Origin of the sequence: Streptomyces sp. NRRL F-6676 (genome assembly GCF_000725625.1) — a bacterium.
In the GTDB taxonomy this organism is placed as follows: domain Bacteria; phylum Actinomycetota; class Actinomycetes; order Streptomycetales; family Streptomycetaceae; genus Streptomyces.
Genome location: NZ_JOHS01000025.1, coordinates 67,929 through 82,979 on the forward strand (window position 1 = coordinate 67,929; position 15,051 = coordinate 82,979).

General features: G+C 73.1%; 15 protein-coding genes. 3 read left to right on the top strand and 12 right to left on the bottom strand.

Features of this window, described 5'->3' with window-relative positions; translation table 11 throughout:
- Positions 1-14: 14 nt before the first annotated feature.
- Positions 15-1,016: an NADP-dependent oxidoreductase gene (locus IO29_RS17680; RefSeq protein ID WP_030380453.1), complete on the bottom strand. Its 1,002-nt coding sequence runs from the start codon at positions 1,014-1,016 to the stop codon at positions 15-17.
- 162 nt (positions 1,017-1,178) lie between these two features.
- Between IO29_RS17680 and IO29_RS17685 the strand changes: the two genes are divergently transcribed.
- Positions 1,179-1,748: a TetR/AcrR family transcriptional regulator gene (locus IO29_RS17685; RefSeq protein ID WP_030380454.1), complete on the top strand. Its 570-nt coding sequence runs from the start codon at positions 1,179-1,181 to the stop codon at positions 1,746-1,748.
- A 40-nt stretch (positions 1,749-1,788) separates the two neighbouring features.
- On the opposite strand, the gene IO29_RS38985 is transcribed toward IO29_RS17685, so the two are convergent.
- The 4 genes from IO29_RS38985 to IO29_RS17705 form a co-directional block, all read right to left on the bottom strand.
- A complete protein-coding gene (locus tag IO29_RS38985; RefSeq protein WP_030380455.1) occupies positions 1,789-3,180 on the bottom strand; it encodes a hypothetical protein in 1,392 nt (463 codons plus the stop codon).
- A 394-nt stretch (positions 3,181-3,574) separates the two neighbouring features.
- Entirely contained in the window at positions 3,575-5,200 is a 1,626-nt protein-coding gene (gene groL, locus IO29_RS17695) for a chaperonin GroEL (RefSeq protein WP_030380456.1), read from the bottom strand.
- Positions 5,201-5,318: 118 nt separating this feature from the next.
- The gene (gene groES / locus IO29_RS17700) at positions 5,319-5,627 is read right to left on the bottom strand and encodes a co-chaperone GroES (protein WP_009190181.1); all 309 of its coding nucleotides are present in this window, start codon (positions 5,625-5,627) and stop codon (positions 5,319-5,321) included.
- A 237-nt stretch (positions 5,628-5,864) separates the two neighbouring features.
- Positions 5,865-6,803: a polysaccharide deacetylase family protein gene (locus IO29_RS17705; RefSeq protein WP_078618325.1), complete on the bottom strand. Its 939-nt coding sequence runs from the start codon at positions 6,801-6,803 to the stop codon at positions 5,865-5,867.
- Positions 6,804-6,921: 118 nt separating this feature from the next.
- On the opposite strand from IO29_RS17705, the gene IO29_RS17710 reads away from it, so the two are divergent.
- The gene (locus IO29_RS17710) at positions 6,922-8,097 is read left to right on the top strand and encodes a class I SAM-dependent methyltransferase (RefSeq protein WP_030380458.1); all 1,176 of its coding nucleotides are present in this window, start codon (positions 6,922-6,924) and stop codon (positions 8,095-8,097) included.
- 22 nt (positions 8,098-8,119) lie between these two features.
- Here IO29_RS17710 and IO29_RS17715 read toward each other — a convergent pair whose 3' ends face one another.
- The 4 genes from IO29_RS17715 to tsaB are packed head-to-tail and all read right to left on the bottom strand — an operon-like array spanning position 8,120 to position 10,795.
- On the bottom strand, positions 8,120-8,371 hold the full coding sequence (locus IO29_RS17715) for a hypothetical protein (RefSeq protein ID WP_030380459.1): 252 nt from the start codon (positions 8,369-8,371) through the stop codon (positions 8,120-8,122).
- 36 nt (positions 8,372-8,407) lie between these two features.
- Positions 8,408-9,532, bottom strand: a complete 1,125-nt coding sequence (gene tsaD, locus IO29_RS17720) for a tRNA (adenosine(37)-N6)-threonylcarbamoyltransferase complex transferase subunit TsaD (protein WP_030380460.1) — start codon at positions 9,530-9,532, stop codon at positions 8,408-8,410.
- Positions 9,525-10,076, bottom strand: coding sequence for a ribosomal protein S18-alanine N-acetyltransferase (rimI, locus tag IO29_RS17725; RefSeq protein ID WP_051707699.1), 552 nt, complete (start codon positions 10,074-10,076; stop codon positions 9,525-9,527). The genes tsaD and rimI overlap by 8 nt, the downstream gene beginning before the upstream one ends.
- A gap of 56 nt (positions 10,077-10,132) precedes the next feature.
- Entirely contained in the window at positions 10,133-10,795 is a 663-nt protein-coding gene (gene tsaB, locus IO29_RS17730) for a tRNA (adenosine(37)-N6)-threonylcarbamoyltransferase complex dimerization subunit type 1 TsaB (protein WP_030380462.1), read from the bottom strand.
- A 132-nt stretch (positions 10,796-10,927) separates the two neighbouring features.
- Between tsaB and IO29_RS17735 the strand changes: the two genes are divergently transcribed.
- On the top strand, positions 10,928-11,488 hold the full coding sequence (locus IO29_RS17735) for a hypothetical protein (RefSeq protein WP_199806909.1): 561 nt from the start codon (positions 10,928-10,930) through the stop codon (positions 11,486-11,488).
- A 398-nt stretch (positions 11,489-11,886) separates the two neighbouring features.
- On the opposite strand, the gene tsaE is transcribed toward IO29_RS17735, so the two are convergent.
- From tsaE to alr, 3 genes are all read right to left on the bottom strand, one after another.
- A complete protein-coding gene (gene tsaE, locus IO29_RS17740) occupies positions 11,887-12,387 on the bottom strand; it encodes a tRNA (adenosine(37)-N6)-threonylcarbamoyltransferase complex ATPase subunit type 1 TsaE (protein ID WP_030380464.1) in 501 nt (166 codons plus the stop codon).
- Positions 12,388-12,427: 40 nt separating this feature from the next.
- Positions 12,428-13,699 carry an alpha/beta fold hydrolase gene (locus IO29_RS17745; RefSeq protein ID WP_030380465.1) on the bottom strand — a complete coding sequence of 424 codons (1,272 nt, stop codon included), beginning with the start codon at positions 13,697-13,699 and terminating at the stop codon, positions 12,428-12,430.
- A 129-nt stretch (positions 13,700-13,828) separates the two neighbouring features.
- Entirely contained in the window at positions 13,829-14,992 is a 1,164-nt protein-coding gene (alr, locus tag IO29_RS17750) for an alanine racemase (protein WP_030380466.1), read from the bottom strand.
- Between the last annotated feature and the right edge of the window lie 59 nt (positions 14,993-15,051).

The following is a 15,051-nucleotide window of genomic DNA, read 5'->3' on the forward strand; positions in this document are numbered from 1 at the left end:
CTCCCACGCACGGGTCAGGCGCCGGTCTCCAGGACGATCTTGCCGCGGATGTGCCCCCGGGCGGCGCGTGCGTGCGCCGCCCGGGCGTCCGCGAGGGGGAACGTGCTGTCGATCGCGACGCGGAGCGTGCCCGCGTCGAGCAGCCGTCCCAGCTCGGCGAGTTGCGCGCCGTTCGCGCGGACCTGGGTGGCGGTGACCGTGACGCCGAGCGCCGCGTTCTCCTCGTCGTCGAACTCGCCGAAGTAGACCGGGTAGAGGGCTCCGCCGCGCCTGAGGGTGCGCAGGAAGCGCCTGCTGCGGGGACCGCCGACGGTGTCCAGGACGAGGTCGAGGCCGCGGACGGCCTCCTCGGGCCGTTCCTTGGTGTAGTCGATGAACTCGTCCGCGCCGAGCTCGCGCAGGAACGTCTCGTGGGCGCCGGAGGCCACGGCTACGACCCGGGCGCCCTTCCACTTGGCCAGTTGCAGGGCGAGGTGGCCGACGCCGCCGGCGGCGCCGTTGACCAGCACTGTCGTGCCCTCGCCGAGCGCCATCGGACGGTGCCGGGCCTCCTGGAACGGCGAGGGGTGGTCGTGCCCCAGTTCGATCAGGTACTGCCACGCCGTCAGCCCCGACATGGGCAGGGCGGCGGCGTGCACATGATCGACGGACGCCGGTTTGAGGGCGAGGTCGGACGCCGGGGCGGTGACGTACTCGGCGTAGGCACCGGCCTGGACAGCGGCGGGGAAGCGCAGGAGGCCGAACACCTCGTCCCCGGCCGCGAAGCCGTCGACGCCGGGGGCGACGGCCGCGACCACGCCCGAGACGTCGGTGCCGGGGATCATCGGGAGTGCGAACGGGGGCTTCAGCTCGGGAGGCACGTCGGGCATGCCCTCGCGCGCGTACCAGTCGGGAGGGTTGAGGCCGGCCGCGTGCACGCGGACGAGCACCTCGCCCGGGCCCGGTTCGGGCACCGGCACCTCCTCGTGGCGCAGCACCTCGGGGCCGCCGAACCCATGCAGCCGGATCGCCTTCATCGTCCGTGCCAGGGCTTTCGTCGATGTCTGTGCGGACATGGTTCTCTCCCGTTCCCGTCAGGGACTACGCTGAATGGATCAGCGATCCGGATATCCGGACCACTGATCCAGAAAGATACGGTTCACTGATCCGGATAGTCAAGGGAAGAGTCAAGGGACGCCATGCGGGCCGACGCCAGGAAGAACCACGACCATCTGCTCGCGGTCGCGGGCACCGCCCTCACCGAGGAGGGCGTCGATGTCTCCCTGCGCGACATCGCCCGCCGGGCGGGGGTGGGGCTCGCGACGCTGCTCCGGCACTTCCCGACCCGCGAGGCGCTGCTCGAAGCCCTGCTCCGCACGGGCTTCGACGAGCTGACGGCACGGGCGGACGTCCTCGAGACGGCCCATCGGCCCGAGGACGCGCTCGTCACCTGGGTGCGTGACTGTGTCGCGCTGACGCACGAGTACCGGGGGGTCGTGGCGTTGATGGCGGCCGCGATGGAGGACGAGGAGTCGGCCCTCCACGCCTCCTGTGTCGCCCTGCGCGCGGCCGGTACGCGGCTGCTCACGCGTGCGCAGGACGCGGGCGCCGCGCGGACCGACGTCGACGGTGTGGATCTGTTCGCGCTGATCTCGGCGCTCGCGTGGCTCGGCGATCAGCCGTCGCTCGCGCCGCGCGCCGATCATCTTTTCGACGTGGTCGCCAGTGCGGTGCTGCGGGGGGCGGGGGGCGAGGGGCGCGAGCGGTGAGCGGGGCGGGTCGCTCGGGTCGCGGTGCGGCCTCTCGCTTTCAGCGCTGTGCGGCCGGGTCCCCTTCCGTAGCGCAGGCCGCGCGTATCTCCGTCAGGAGGTCCGGGTAGTGCTCGCCGTACGTGCTCACCGCGGCGTGCACCGCGTCCAGTGCGGCACGCAGCGGGTCGGGGTCGGCGGCGGCGATCACGGCGGGGAGGGCGAAGTGCGGTGTGGAGATGCGCCTGCGGGTGCGGTCGACGGGCTGAGGGGACACCGCCGGCCCGTGCCCCGTGGTTTCCCACCGCGGCGACGGCAGCGTTCCTGACGACGCCAGAGTCGCCCTGCCCTCCTCGGGCGGCGGCGGTTCGAGCCTGCCCAAATACTTGCCAAGGCCCCGCCGGGCGCCCGGGGAGACCTCGGGTGGTGCCTCAGGCCCTTCGGCCTCCTCCGCGGGCACCCACCGCCACCCGGGTGCGGCCGGCGGCGCCGGGGGTTCGTACGGTGGGCGCTCGGGGGGTATCGCCTCCCGTACCGAGCGGCTCGGGACCCTGGGGTCGTCCCGGAGGGTTTGCCACAGCGCTGTCCGGTCGTCGAACGGCGGTGGCAGCGGGGTTCCTTCCGCCGCCGCGGTGAGCGCGTCGGCGATCCACGGGACGTCCGTCAGGCCCGCGCTCTCGCAGGCCCGGCGGGCGGCGAGCAGTGCCACCGCGCGCTGGGTTCCGGGCGGCGCGGCGTCCAGTGTGTGCACCAGGTCGGGGGCGAACAGCAGCAGGCCGCGTACGTTGCCACGCACCGTGCGCAGCCGCTCGCTCGGCAGGCGGCCGCCCCACTCCCATGCCTCCCTGTGCAGCCGTTGCTCCTCGGCCGCGCGCTCCTCCGCCTCGCGGGCCAAACGTTCGGTTTCGGCGCGTTCCTCGGGGGTGGGGGGTGGGGGGAGCCGACGTGCACTGTCGTGCGAGCGGGCGGCGCTGCGGGAGGTCTGGCGGAGCACGCGGTCGGGGGCGGGCGGGGCGGGCCAGAACTGTAGGAGGTAGCTGTCCACCTGGGGTTCCTCGTCCAGCCTGGTGTCCGTGTCGCGTGCGGCGTCCATGCCTCGGGCGCAGTACCGGACCCGGTGGTCCGTCTCCGGCAGGTCGAGGGCCCAGGAATCCCGGCCCGCCCACTCGACCAGGTAGGTGCGGGCGGAGGCCGGGTGGAAGGAGACCTCCACGACGTCCTCCCAGGTGGGGTCCAGGGTGGGGGGTTCGTCGTGGATTTCGACGGTGAAGCCGACGTGACCCGAGTGGAGGCCGGTTTCCAGGAAGAGGGCGCCGGGGACGGCGGCGCCGCAGAGGCCTGCGGTCTGGCCCGCGAAGGCTCCGTCCAGGTGCCAGGTCGCGATGTCCGGATCGCTCTCGACGTAGAGCTGCCAGTAGGCGACGTGTACCTCGCCCGTCACGGGTGTGCGCATGGTGCCCTCCCCCTGTCGTCACCTGCCCTCGCATCATGGCGTACGGCACTGACAACGGGCTTTTTTCGCCCCCGCCGCCCCTACCCTTCCCGTCCTTTCAAGGGGCTCCGCCCCTTGGACCCCGAAAGTGCGGGTGAGTGGGGCTTCTCGCGCAGTTCCCCGCGCCCCTTTCAGGGGCCCGTCCGAGCGCCCGCGCGGCGGAGCCGCATATCGGCACAGCCCCGCGCCCCTTCAGGGGCCCCGACCGAGCGCCCCCGCGGCGGAGCCGCATATCGGCACAGCCCCGCGCCCCTTCAGGGGCCCCGACCGAGCGCCCCCGCGGCGGAGCCGCACATTGGCACAGCCCCGCGCCCTCAGCGGGCGCGGGGCTGTGGAGTGCTCAGCCGGGCTGCGGTCAGTGGGCGTGGCCGTGGCTGTGGCCCGCGGCGGCCGGCTCTTCCTCTTCCTTCTTCTCGACGACCAGGGTCTCGGTCGTCAGGAGGAGGGAGGCGATGGAGGCGGCGTTCTCCAGGGCGGAGCGGGTGACCTTGACCGGGTCGATGACGCCGGCCTTGACCAGGTCGCCGTACTCGCCGGTCGCGGCGTTGAAGCCCTGGCCCTTGTCGAGCTCGGCCACCTTGGCGGTGATGACGTAGCCCTCGAGGCCGGCGTTCTCGGCGATCCAGCGCAGCGGCTCGACGGCGGCGCGGCGGACGACGGCGACACCCGTGGCCTCGTCGCCCTCCTTGCCGAGGTTGCCGTCCAGCACCTTGACGGCGTGGACGAGCGCGGAGCCACCACCGGAGACGATGCCCTCCTCGACCGCGGCGCGGGTCGCGGAGATGGCGTCCTCCAGACGGTGCTTCTTCTCCTTCAGCTCCACCTCGGTGGCGGCGCCGACCTTGATCACGCACACGCCGCCGGCCAGCTTCGCGAGGCGCTCCTGGAGCTTCTCGCGGTCCCAGTCGGAGTCCGTGGTCTCGATCTCGGCCTTGATCTGGGCGACGCGGCCCTGGACGTCGGCGCTCTCGCCGCCGCCGTCCACGAGCGTGGTGTCGTCCTTGGTGACCGTCACGCGGCGGGCGGTGCCCAGCACGTCCAGGCCGACCTGGTCGAGCTTGAGGCCGACCTCCTCGGCGATGACGGTGGCACCGGTGAGGGTGGCCATGTCGCCGAGCATCGCCTTGCGGCGGTCGCCGAAGCCGGGGGCCTTCACCGCGACGGCGTTGAACGTGCCGCGGATCTTGTTGACGACCAGCGTCGACAGGGCCTCGCCCTCGACGTCCTCGGCGATGATCAGCAGCGGCTTCGAGGAGTTGGTCTGGATGATCTTCTCCAGCAGCGGCAGCATGTCCGCGATGGAGGAGATCTTGCCCTGGTGGATCAGGATGTACGGGTCGTCGAGGACGGCCTCCATGCGCTCCTGGTCCGTCACGAAGTACGGCGACAGGTAGCCCTTGTCGAAGGCCATGCCCTCGGTGAAGTCCAGCTCCAGACCGAAGGTGTTGGACTCCTCGACGGTGATGACACCGTCCTTGCCGACCTTGTCCATCGCCTCGGCGATGAGCTCGCCGACCTGGCTGTCCTGGGCGGACAGCCCGGCGACGGCGGCGATGTCGGACTTCTCGTCGATCGGCCGCGCGGTGGCGAGCAGCTCGTCGGAGACGGCCTTGACCGCGGCGTCGATGCCCTTCTTCAGGGCGGCCGGGGAGGCGCCGGCGGCGACGTTGCGCAGGCCCTCGCGGACCAGTGCCTGGGCCAGCACGGTGGCGGTGGTCGTACCGTCACCCGCGATGTCGTTGGTCTTGGTCGCCACCTCCTTCACCAGCTGGGCGCCGAGGTTCTCGTACGGGTCCTCGACCTCGACCTCGCGGGCGATGGTGACACCGTCGTTGGTGATGGTGGGGGCGCCGAACTTCTTGTCGATGACGACGTTGCGGCCCTTGGGGCCGATCGTCACCTTCACCGTGTCGGCAAGCTTGTTGACGCCGCGCTCGAGGGCGCGACGGGCGTCCTCGTCGAACTTCAGGATCTTCGCCATGGGAGCGTGAGCCCTCTTTCGAAATCTGGGTGAAAAAGGCACTGCGCCCCGGACGCCCGGCTACTGGTAGGTCGCGGGGGGCCAGGGGCGCAGCTCACAGCACGAGTGCTGAGGTGAATTACTTCTCGATGATCGCGAGCACGTCGCGGGCCGAGAGGACGAGGTACTCCTCGTTGTTGTACTTCACCTCGGTGCCGCCGTACTTGCTGTAGAGCACGACGTCGCCGACCTTGACGTCGAGCGGAAGGCGGTTGCCGTCCTCGAAGCGGCCCGGGCCCACGGCCAGGACGACGCCCTCCTGGGGCTTCTCCTTGGCGGTGTCCGGGATGACCAGGCCAGAGGCCGTGGTCTGCTCGGCGTCCAGCGGCTGGACCACGATGCGGTCCTCGAGCGGCTTGATGGCAACCTTGGAGCTGGCGGTCGTCACGATCCGACCTCCCCCTTCGGAGATCTCACGGGGTTAACTGTCTGAGGTGGCGACCAGGTCGATCCGTCGTCGCGGGTGCCGGACCTGCCCGTCGCGTTGTTGGCACTCTCCGGTGGGGAGTGCCAGAGCCGAGACTATGACTGCGATTAGCACTCGGTCAAGCGGAGTGCCAGTTCGCTGTGCGGCTGTGTCGGACGCGGAGCCCCGCGGGAGCCTCAGAGCCGGCCCGCGGGGGTCTCAGAGATAGTCCTCCAGGCGGGCCACCGCGTACCCCTCCGCCGTGACCTTGTTCAGGAAGCGGCGCATGTCGTCGACCATCGTGCCGTCCCAGTCGTCCGTGCCCCGGAAGTGGGTGAGGACGATGTCCCCGGGGTGCAGGCTCTTGTCGTCCTCGCGGTACTCCCAGTGGTCGACGAAGACCTCCTCGTCCCAGATCGGCGCGTACTTGACGCCGCAGGACTTCGCCGCGACCAGGGTGTCCCGGTTGTAGTTGCCGTACGGCGGCCGCATCATCTCCGGGCGCTCGCCGAACTGCTTGCGCATGATGTCCTGCATCGCGCAGATCTCGTGCCGCTGCTCCTCGTACGACAGCCCCGGCAGGTAGGGGTGGTGGAGGGTGTGGTTGTTGACGCCCGCGCCGAGGTCCCGCATCTCGCGGAAGTAGCCGTAGTCGTCCTTGACCAGGTAGTCGCTGAGGAACGCCGTGTAGGGGATCTTCAGCTCGCTCATCATCCTGAGGAACTCGGGGTCCTTCTCGGCCCCGTCGTCGATGGTGAGGAAGACGACCTTGTCCTTGGTGGGGACGGTGGTGAAGACCGGCGGCAGATCGTCGCCGTCCTCGACCTCGAAGCCCTCGCGGGTGGTGATGACCGGCTTCTTCGCCGGGGGCGGCGGCGCCGTCAGCGGTGTGCCCCTCAGACCCCAGCGCTTCGCCGCCGCGACCCGTGCGGTGTGCGCGGCACGCAGCTTGTCGGCGTAGGAGTCCAGGGCGCGCGCCGGGGGCGCCTGGAGTTGCTGCTTGCCGCCCTGTGCGCCGTGCGCGCCGGGCGACTTGGGCGGAGTGGAGCATCCGGAGGCGAGCGCGGCCACCGCGAGCAGGGCGAGGCTTCCGTGCGCCAGCCGTGCACGGTTCGCACTCTTTGCGCCACATTCATCGTTTTGTCGTACGAGTCGCATGGCGCCGGATCCTCGCAGCCGCCCGCCCCCGCACCCGCCCGACACCGCGACCGGCCGCACACGGTCCACCGACTGGCCCACACCCCGGTGCCGACCCCGGCTGCCCCACAATGACCAGGTGAACGACGCCTCCTTCGCCGCCCTGCTCACCCCCGAGGGCCGCGCCCTCCTCGACGAGGTGCGGGGCACCGACCCGGCGCGCGAACTCGCCGTCGCCACCCGGCTGCGCCGCACGCACCCCGCGGAGCTGGTGTCGGCCGCCCTCGCGCAGGCACGGCTGCGACAGCGGGCGGCGGCGAAGTTCCCGGCCGCCGACGCCGAACGGATGTTCTTCACGCCTCACGGTGTCGAGCAGTCGACCCGCACCACGGTGGCGGAGTACCGCGCCCGGCGGCTGCGCGCGCTCGGCGTCACCTCCGTCGCCGACCTGTGCTGCGGCATCGGCGGCGACGCCCTCGCGCTCGCCCGCGCCGGCATCCGGGTCCTGGCGGTGGACCGGGACCCGCTGACCGCGGCCGTGGCGCGGGCGAACGCCGAGGCGCTCGGGCTCGCGGATCTCGTCGAGGTGCGCGAGGCGGACGTCACCACGGTCGACACCTCCGGGTACGACGCCGTCTTCGTGGACCCGGCCAGGCGCGGCGGACGCGGCCGGGTGTTCGACCCCGAGGCGTACTCACCCCCGCTCTCCTGGGCCGTCACCGCCGCCCGCGGCGCGCCCCACGCCGCGCTCAAGGTCGCGCCCGGCATCCCGCACGAGGCGGTGCCGGGCGAGGCCGAGGCGGAGTGGATCTCCGACGGCGGGGACGTGAAGGAGGCGGTGCTGTGGTTCGGCACCGAGCCCGGCCTCGTCCGCTCCACGCTGCTGCCGGACGGGCACACCCTGCGCGGGCGCGGCCTCCCCGACCCGCCGGTCCGCCCCCTGGGCCGCTATCTGTACGAGCCCGACGGCGCCGTCATCCGGGCGCATCTGGTCGCCGAGGTGGCCGAGGAGGTCGGCGGCGGGCTGATCGACGCGACGATCGCGTACGTCACCGCCGACGCGCCCCGGCCCACGCCGTACGCGACCCGGTACGAGATCACCGACCAACTCCCCTTCCACGTCAAGCGGTTGAAGGCGCTGCTGCGGGAGCGCGAGGTCGGCGTCCTGACCGTCAAGAAGCGCGGGTCGGCCGTCGAACCGGAGGAACTGCGGCGCAAGGTGCTGCCGAAGCCGTACGGCCGCGCGGCGGTGACCGTCTTCCTGACGCGGAAGGAGGGGGCACCGGTGATGCTGCTGGGGCACCCGGTGCCGTAGGAACACGGGAGCCCCCGCCCCGTCACACCTGTTCGAACCGCCAGCGGTGCACCGGACGGGTCACCAGCTCCCCGCCCGGCTCCGGGAGTTCCGGCAGCCCGGGGGCGTCGTAGGGCGCGTCCCACCAGGTGATGACCAGGACCCTGTCCTGCGGGGCGCGGAAGGTCTCGCGGCGCAGCGGCGCGGGCGCGAGCTCCTGCTCCCCCGCCCACGCCAGCAGCTCCTCGCCCCGGCCGGCCACCGCCCGGGCCTCCCACATCAGCGCGACGGTCACGACGACCGGCCCTCCCTCACGAGAACAGGTATCCGTTCACGAGTACAGGTTCTCCTTGCTCACCTCGTGCACGTGGTCATGACCTTCGTGACGACCGGCACCGGGCACGTGCGACTCCGTCACCGGCAGCGACGAGTCCGCCGACAGGTCCCACGCGGAGGCGGCGCGGCCCCGGGCCACCATCTCGGCGCCCAGCGCGGCGACCATCGCCCCGTTGTCCGTGCACAGCTTGGGCCGGGGCACGCGCAGCCGGATGCCGGCCGCCTCGCACCGCTCCTGCGCCAGCGCGCGCAGCCGGGAGTTGGCGGCGACACCGCCGCCGATCATCAGATGATCGACGCCCTCGTCCTTGCAGAGCCGTACGGCCTTGCGGGTGAGCACGTCCACCACCGCCTCCTGGAAGGAGGCCGCCACGTCCCGCACCGGCACCTCCTCGCCCGCCGCCCGCTTGGCCTCGATCCAGCGGGCCACGGCCGTCTTGAGGCCGGAGAAGGAGAAGTCGTACGCGGCGTCGCGCGGCCCCGTCAGTCCGCGCGGGAACGCGATGGCCTCCGGGTCGCCCTCGCGCGCGTACCGGTCGATGACGGGGCCGCCGGGGAAGCCGAGGTTCAGCACCCGGGCCACCTTGTCGAACGCCTCGCCGGCCGCGTCGTCGATGGTGGCGCCCATCGGCCGCACGTCGGAGGTGATGTCGGAGGAGAGCAGGAGCGAGGAGTGGCCGCCGGAGACCAGCAGCGCCATCGTCGGCTCGGGCAGCGGGCCGTGCTCCAGCTGGTCCACACAGATGTGCGAGGCGAGATGGTTGACGCCGTACAGCGGCTTGCCCAGCGCGTAGGCGTACGCCTTCGCCGCCGAGACGCCGACGAGCAGGGCCCCCGCGAGCCCCGGACCCGCGGTGACGGCGATGCCGTCGAGGTCGCGGGCGGTCACCCCGGCGTCCTTCAGGGCCCGCTCGATGGTCGGGACCATGGCCTCCAGATGGGCGCGGGAGGCGACCTCCGGGACGACGCCGCCGAAGCGCGCGTGCTCGTCGACGCTGGAGGCGACGGCGTCCGCGAGCAGCGTGGTGCCGCGCACGATGCCGACGCCGGTCTCGTCGCAGGAGGTCTCGATGCCGAGGACGAGCGGCTCGTCGCGTCGGGCGGCAGCTGAGTCAGCCATGGGGGTCGGTTCCTTGTACTGGTCCTGGTACGGGTCCCGGTGCGGGCCCCGATACGGGTCCGGGCAGCGGCTCCTGTCCGGTGGTGACAGCGGTGACGGCGGTGACCGGGTCGGTCAGGCGCATGACGACGGCGTCCACGTTGCCCGGCTGGTAGTAGCCGCGCCGGAAGCCGATGGCCTCGAAGCCGAAGCGCTCGTACAGCTTCTGCGCACGGACGTTGTCGACGCGGCACTCGAGCATGACCTCGGCGCACTCGAACGCGGTGGCGGCCCGCAGCAGTCCGGTCAGCAGCCGGCCGCCGAGCCCGGTGCCCCACTGGTCGCGGGCGACGGCGATGGTCTGTACGTCGCCCTGGTCGCCCTGGGCGGCGAGGCCCGCGTAGCCGACGAGGCGCTCCCCGGCGACGGCGACGTAGTAGCGGCGGGTCGCCTCCGGGCCGCGCGAGTGGGCGAGCTCGGACCAGAACATGCCGCGCGACCAGGCGTCCTCGGGGAACAGTTCGCGTTCCAGTTCGAGGACGGGGTCGATGTCCCACCAGCGCATCTCGCGCAGGGCGGGGGTCGTGGGGCCCTCGGGGGTACCGGGCGTCTCGGGTGGGGTCACTTGGGGGTGACCACCTTGTAGTTCTTGGGCACCTGCGCGTCGGGGCGGCGCAGGTACAGGGGGCGGGGCGGCAGCAGCTCGGCGCCGGCCGCGAGCCGTTCCACCGCGAGGGAGGCGAGCGCGGCGGCCGAGACGTGCGCGGGGCCCCGTACGTCGGTGAAGGTGTCGGGGTAGAGGGCGGCGCCCGCGCCGACGGCGGAGAGCCCGGCGACCGCGTCCGCGAGGTCGGCGGGGCGGTCGACGGCCGGCTCGCCCGCCCGCGTGCGGGGGTCGTCGTAGCGCGCCCAGTAGACCTCCTTGCGCCGGGCGTCGGTGGCCACGACGAAGGGGCCGGCGATGCCCGCGCCGGCGGCCTCGTAGGCGAGGGCGTCCAGCGTGCACAGGCCGTGCACCGGGACGCCGAGCGCGAGCCCGAAGGTGTCGGCGGTCATCAGGCCGACGCGCAGCCCGGTGTACGGGCCGGGGCCGACGCCCACGACGACACCGGTGACGGCGTCCAGCCGGGTGCCTGCCTCGGCGAGGACCCGGTCGACGGCGGGCAGCAGCAGCTCCCCGTGGCGGCGGGCGTCCACCTGGCTCGAGGAGGCGACGACGGACGTGCCGTCGTGCAGCGCGACGGTCACGGCGGGGGTGGCGGTATCGAGAGCGAGCAAGAGCACGCGAACAGCCTACGGCGCCGGAGCCCGCCGTACCGGCGAGCCGGTGCGGCGTACGGCTGCTGCTACCGTCACAGCGAGCAGGTACGGCCGGAGAAAGTCGTACCAGTCGTACTTCCGGAGAGGTGGGCACAGGTGGCCAGGAGCAGCTCGGGATTCGTGGCCGGGCTCACCGTGGCGGCGGTCGTCGCGGTCGGATTCCTCGCCTACCAGGCGTCGGCGAACGCGCCGGACACGCTGGGCACGCCGGAGAAGGCGACGAAGTCGCCGGCGGCCGGGGCGGAGAAGACCCCCGGCGCGAAGAAGGAGCGGGCGGTTGCCGTGCCGAAGGGCTCGGGGACGGGCGAGCGCGTCGTGTACGCGCTGGGGGACGACCGGGTGTGGCTGGTCGGCGCGGGCGACAAGGTGCGCCGGACCTTCGAGGTGATGCCGGGGACGGTGGACCCGGCGCCGGGGAAGTACACGGTGACCTCGCGGACGGCGGCGGTGACGGGGTCGGACGGGCTGCCGATCGAGCACGTGGTGCTGTTCACCTCGGCGGGTGGGGTGCCGGTGGGGTTCAGTGCGGCGGTGAACGGGTCCACGGCGGAGCCGGACGCGACGAAGAAGCTCGGCGGGATCAGGGAAGGGCGCGCGGACGGCAGCGCGATGTGGGAGTTCGCGGGGGTGGGGCGGCCGGTGGTGGTCGTTCAGTAGGTGGGGTGGGGGGTCGCCCGGGGGTTTTTCGCCCCCGCCGCCCCTACCCTTCCCATCCGTTCAAGGGGCTCCGCCCCTTGGACCCCGGACATGCGGGTGGGTGGGGCTTCTCGCGCAGTTCCCCGCGCCCCTTTCAGGGGCGCGGGGAACTGCGCAATCCTTTAACGGGGGTCCGGGGGCATAGCCCCCGGGGACGGGATGGGTAGGGGCGGCGGGGGCGAGGAGATCGCGCGGGCCGCCGCGCAGGCGGAGAGCAGGTCCCGCATGGAGATGCCTGCCGCGCCTCGCGGGGCCGGCATGGACAAGGGCGACTCGTCGTGCATGGACGCCTCCTGGAACACCTCGGCGCCGGACTTTGGTTAGGTATACCTAACCAGCCCGCAGCCGCCGGCGCAATATCAGGCCGACAGCGGCCCGAGGTCCGCCTCGGCCCACCGCTCCCCCACACCCGCGACCGACACCCGCCGCACCTCGTCCACCGTGTCGCCCACCGCCCGGTGGATCGTCACGTGCAGCCGCTCGTCCGTCAGCTCCTCGACCTTGCCCTCGCCCCATTCCACGACCACCACGGACTCCGGCAGGGACACGTCCAGGTCGAGGTCCTCCATCTCGTCCAGGCCGCCGCCCAGCCGGTAGGCGTCGACGTGGACCAGCGGCGGCCCGGCCACCAGGGAGGGGTGCACGCGCGCGATGACGAACGTCGGCGAGGTGACCGCCCCGCGCACCTGGAGCCCCTCGCCCAGCCCGCGGGTCAGCGTGGTCTTGCCGGCCCCCAGTTCGCCGCTGAGCATGACCAGGTCACCGGCGCGTACGAGCTTGGCGAGCCGGCGGCCCAGTTCCCGCATCTGTTCGGGGGAGGCGATGGTGAGCTCCGCGGTGACGCCCCCGTAGTCCGGCATGGCGCCGGAATGCCGGACGGCGCCGGAGTCCGGCGTGGGCTCACCCGCGTCGTGCGCTGCTGCTGGTGCTTCCATAAGGCCCCACGGTAGCCCCTGCCGGCACGGCCCCCGCGCGCACGAGGAGGTCGGCGAGACGGTCGGTGACGACCTCGGGATGCTCCAGCATCACCAGGTGCCCGGCGTCCGGCACGAGCACCAGTTCGGCGTCGGGGAGCAGCCGGGCGATCTCCTCGCTGTGCTCGCTCGGCGTGACCAGGTCGTCGACGCCGGCGAGGACCAGCACCGGCAGCTCCGTGAAGTGCGCGAGCGCCTCGGTCTTGTCGTGCTCGGTGAACGCCGGGTAGAACTCGGCGACGACATCGATCGGGGTGTTCTCGATCATGCGTTCGGCGAAGCGGGCGACCGCGGGGTCGATGTCCCGGGAGGCGAACGAGTACCGCTTGATGATCCCGGCGAAGAGGTCGGCCGTGGCCCGCCGCCCGCGTTCCACCAGCTCGGCGCGCTGGCCCAGCGCCTTCAGCACCCCGGGGAGTATCCGGCGTACGGCGTTGACGCCCGCGACCGGCAGCCCGAAGTTGACCTCGCCGAGCCGCCCGGACGACGTCCCGACGAGCGCGATCCCGGCGACCCGCTCCCGGATCAGCTCCGGGTACTGCTCGGCCAGCGCCATCACGGTCATGCCGCCCATGGAGTGCCCGACGAGCACCAGCGGGCCCTCGGGCGCCGCCGCGTCGAGCACCGCCTTCAGGTCCCGGCCGAGCTGCTCGATGGTGAGCGGCACCTGCTCGTCCCGCTGTCCGACCCCGCGCCCGGACCGGCCGTGGCTGCGCTGGTCCCAGTGGACGGTGCGGACGACGCCGCGCAGCGCGGCCCGCTGGAAGTGCCAGGAGTCCTGGTTGAGGCAGTAGCCGTGGCTGAAGACGACGGTGACCGGGGCGGGCGTACGGCGGCCGAACAGCCGGCGGCGGCGCGGGGCCGGGCCGCCCTCCGGCTCGGCCTCGTCCACCTCGTAGTACAGCTCGGTGCCGTCGCCGGCGTACGCCGTGCCGGGGGTGCCGCGCAGGGTGCCGTACGGGCCGGTGGAGTCGAGGGCGAGGCGGGCCTTGCGGCGCATGCCGCGGCCGACGGTGAGCCGTTCGACGGCGACGCCGGCGGCGGCGCCCGCGGCGATCACGCCGACCGCCGCGCCCGCGAGGCCGGCCAGCCGCCAGCTGCCGGTGCCGGTGCCCACGGCGGTGGTGGCGGTGGCGGTGGCGAGGCCGGTGGCCGCTTCCGCCGCGGCCGTCACGGCGTCCGCGCTGCTCTCGCTCACGTCCCGTCCCTCCTCCTCCGGGTCCGTCCGTCGCCCCGCGTGCGGGCCGGCGCGTGACTCCGCCCGTCGCCTCGTGCGTGTGGTGCCTGTGGTGCGTGTCGTGCCTGTCGTGCGTTCACTCGAACGGGGTCATGATTCCCGTTCGGCATTCACATTCACATGGACGCGGGGCACACGGGTTCCGATCCGGGTCACGATTTCGTACGCGATGGTCCCGGCCGCCTGCGCCCAGTCCTCGGCGGTGGGCTCGCCGCGGTCGCCCGGCCCGAACAGCACCGCCTCGCTGCCGACCGGGGGCTCGTCGCCGCCGAGGTCCACCACGAACTGGTCCATGGCCACCCGGCCCGCGATCGTGCGCCACTTGCCGGCGACGAGCACGGGCCCCGAGCCGGAGGCGTGGCGCGGGATGCCGTCCGCGTAGCCGACGGGGACCAGGCCGAGGGTGGTGTCGCCGGGGGTGACGTAGTGGTGGCCGTAGCTGACGCCGTGGCCGCCGGGGACGTGCTTGACCAGGGCGAGGGAGGCGGACAGCGTCATCACGGGGCGCAGTCCGAAGTCGGCGGGGGCGCCCAGCTCGGGGCTGGGCGAGATGCCGTACATCGCGATGCCGGTGCGGACCAGGTCGAAGTGGCTCTCGGGGAGGGTCAGCGCGGCCGGCGAGTTGGCGATGTGCCGCACCTCGGGGCGGACGCCGCGGTCCTCGGCGTACGCGACCATCTCGCGGAAGCGGGCGAGCTGGGGGGCGATGGACGGGTGCCCGGGTTCGTCCGCGCACGCGAAGTGGGACCACAGTCCGGTGACCCGGACCAGGCCCGCCGCCTCCGCGCGCAGGGCCTCGGCGATCAGTTCCGGCCAGTCGGCGGGGGCGCAGCCGTTGCGGCCGAGGCCGGTGTCGGCCTTGAGCTGGACGCGGGCGGGGCGGCCGGCGGCGCGGGCCGCGGCGGTGGCCTCGCGCAATGCCCACAGGGCGCTGACGCCCAGGTCGAGATCGGCCTCGATCGCCTCCCGCCAGGGGCCTCGGGGGGTCCACAGCCAGCACATGATGCGGCCCGGGAGGCCGGCTTCCCGGAGGGCGAGTGCCTCCTCGGGGGTGGCGGTGCCGAGCCAGCGGGCGCCTGCGGTGAGGGCGGCGCGGGCGCAGGCGAGGGCGCCGTGGCCGTAGGCGTCGGACTTCACGACGGCCATGAGCTGGGCGCCGGGGGTGCGGGTGCGCAGGGTGCGGACGTTGGCGCGGAGCGCCGCGAGGTCGATCCGCGCGTGGGCCCGGAGGGGGGCGGTGTCACTGGTCATCATGTTGGGGTCAGTGTCTCAAAGGGGGTGGGTGGGGGGATTCCGGCGGGGCGGGTGGGGGG

Bases quoted from the DNA above. Each gene is read 5' to 3' on its own strand.
- IO29_RS17680 (WP_030380453.1), bottom strand. From the start codon at position 1,016: ATGAAGGCGATCCGGCTGCATGGGTTCGGCGGCCCCGAGGTGCTGCGC.
- IO29_RS17685 (WP_030380454.1), top strand. From the start codon at position 1,179: ATGCGGGCCGACGCCAGGAAGAACCACGACCATCTGCTCGCGGTCGCG.
- IO29_RS38985 (WP_030380455.1), bottom strand. From the start codon at position 3,180: ATGCGCACACCCGTGACGGGCGAGGTACACGTCGCCTACTGGCAGCTC.
- groL (WP_030380456.1), bottom strand. From the start codon at position 5,200: ATGGCGAAGATCCTGAAGTTCGACGAGGACGCCCGTCGCGCCCTCGAG.
- IO29_RS17705 (WP_078618325.1), bottom strand. From the start codon at position 6,803: ATGCGACTCGTACGACAAAACGATGAATGTGGCGCAAAGAGTGCGAAC.
- tsaD (WP_030380460.1), bottom strand. From the start codon at position 9,532: ATGGCTGACTCAGCTGCCGCCCGACGCGACGAGCCGCTCGTCCTCGGC.
- rimI (WP_051707699.1), bottom strand. From the start codon at position 10,076: ATGCGCTGGTGGGACATCGACCCCGTCCTCGAACTGGAACGCGAACTG.
- tsaE (WP_030380464.1), bottom strand. From the start codon at position 12,387: ATGCCGGACTACGGGGGCGTCACCGCGGAGCTCACCATCGCCTCCCCC.
- alr (WP_030380466.1), bottom strand. From the start codon at position 14,992: ATGATGACCAGTGACACCGCCCCCCTCCGGGCCCACGCGCGGATCGAC.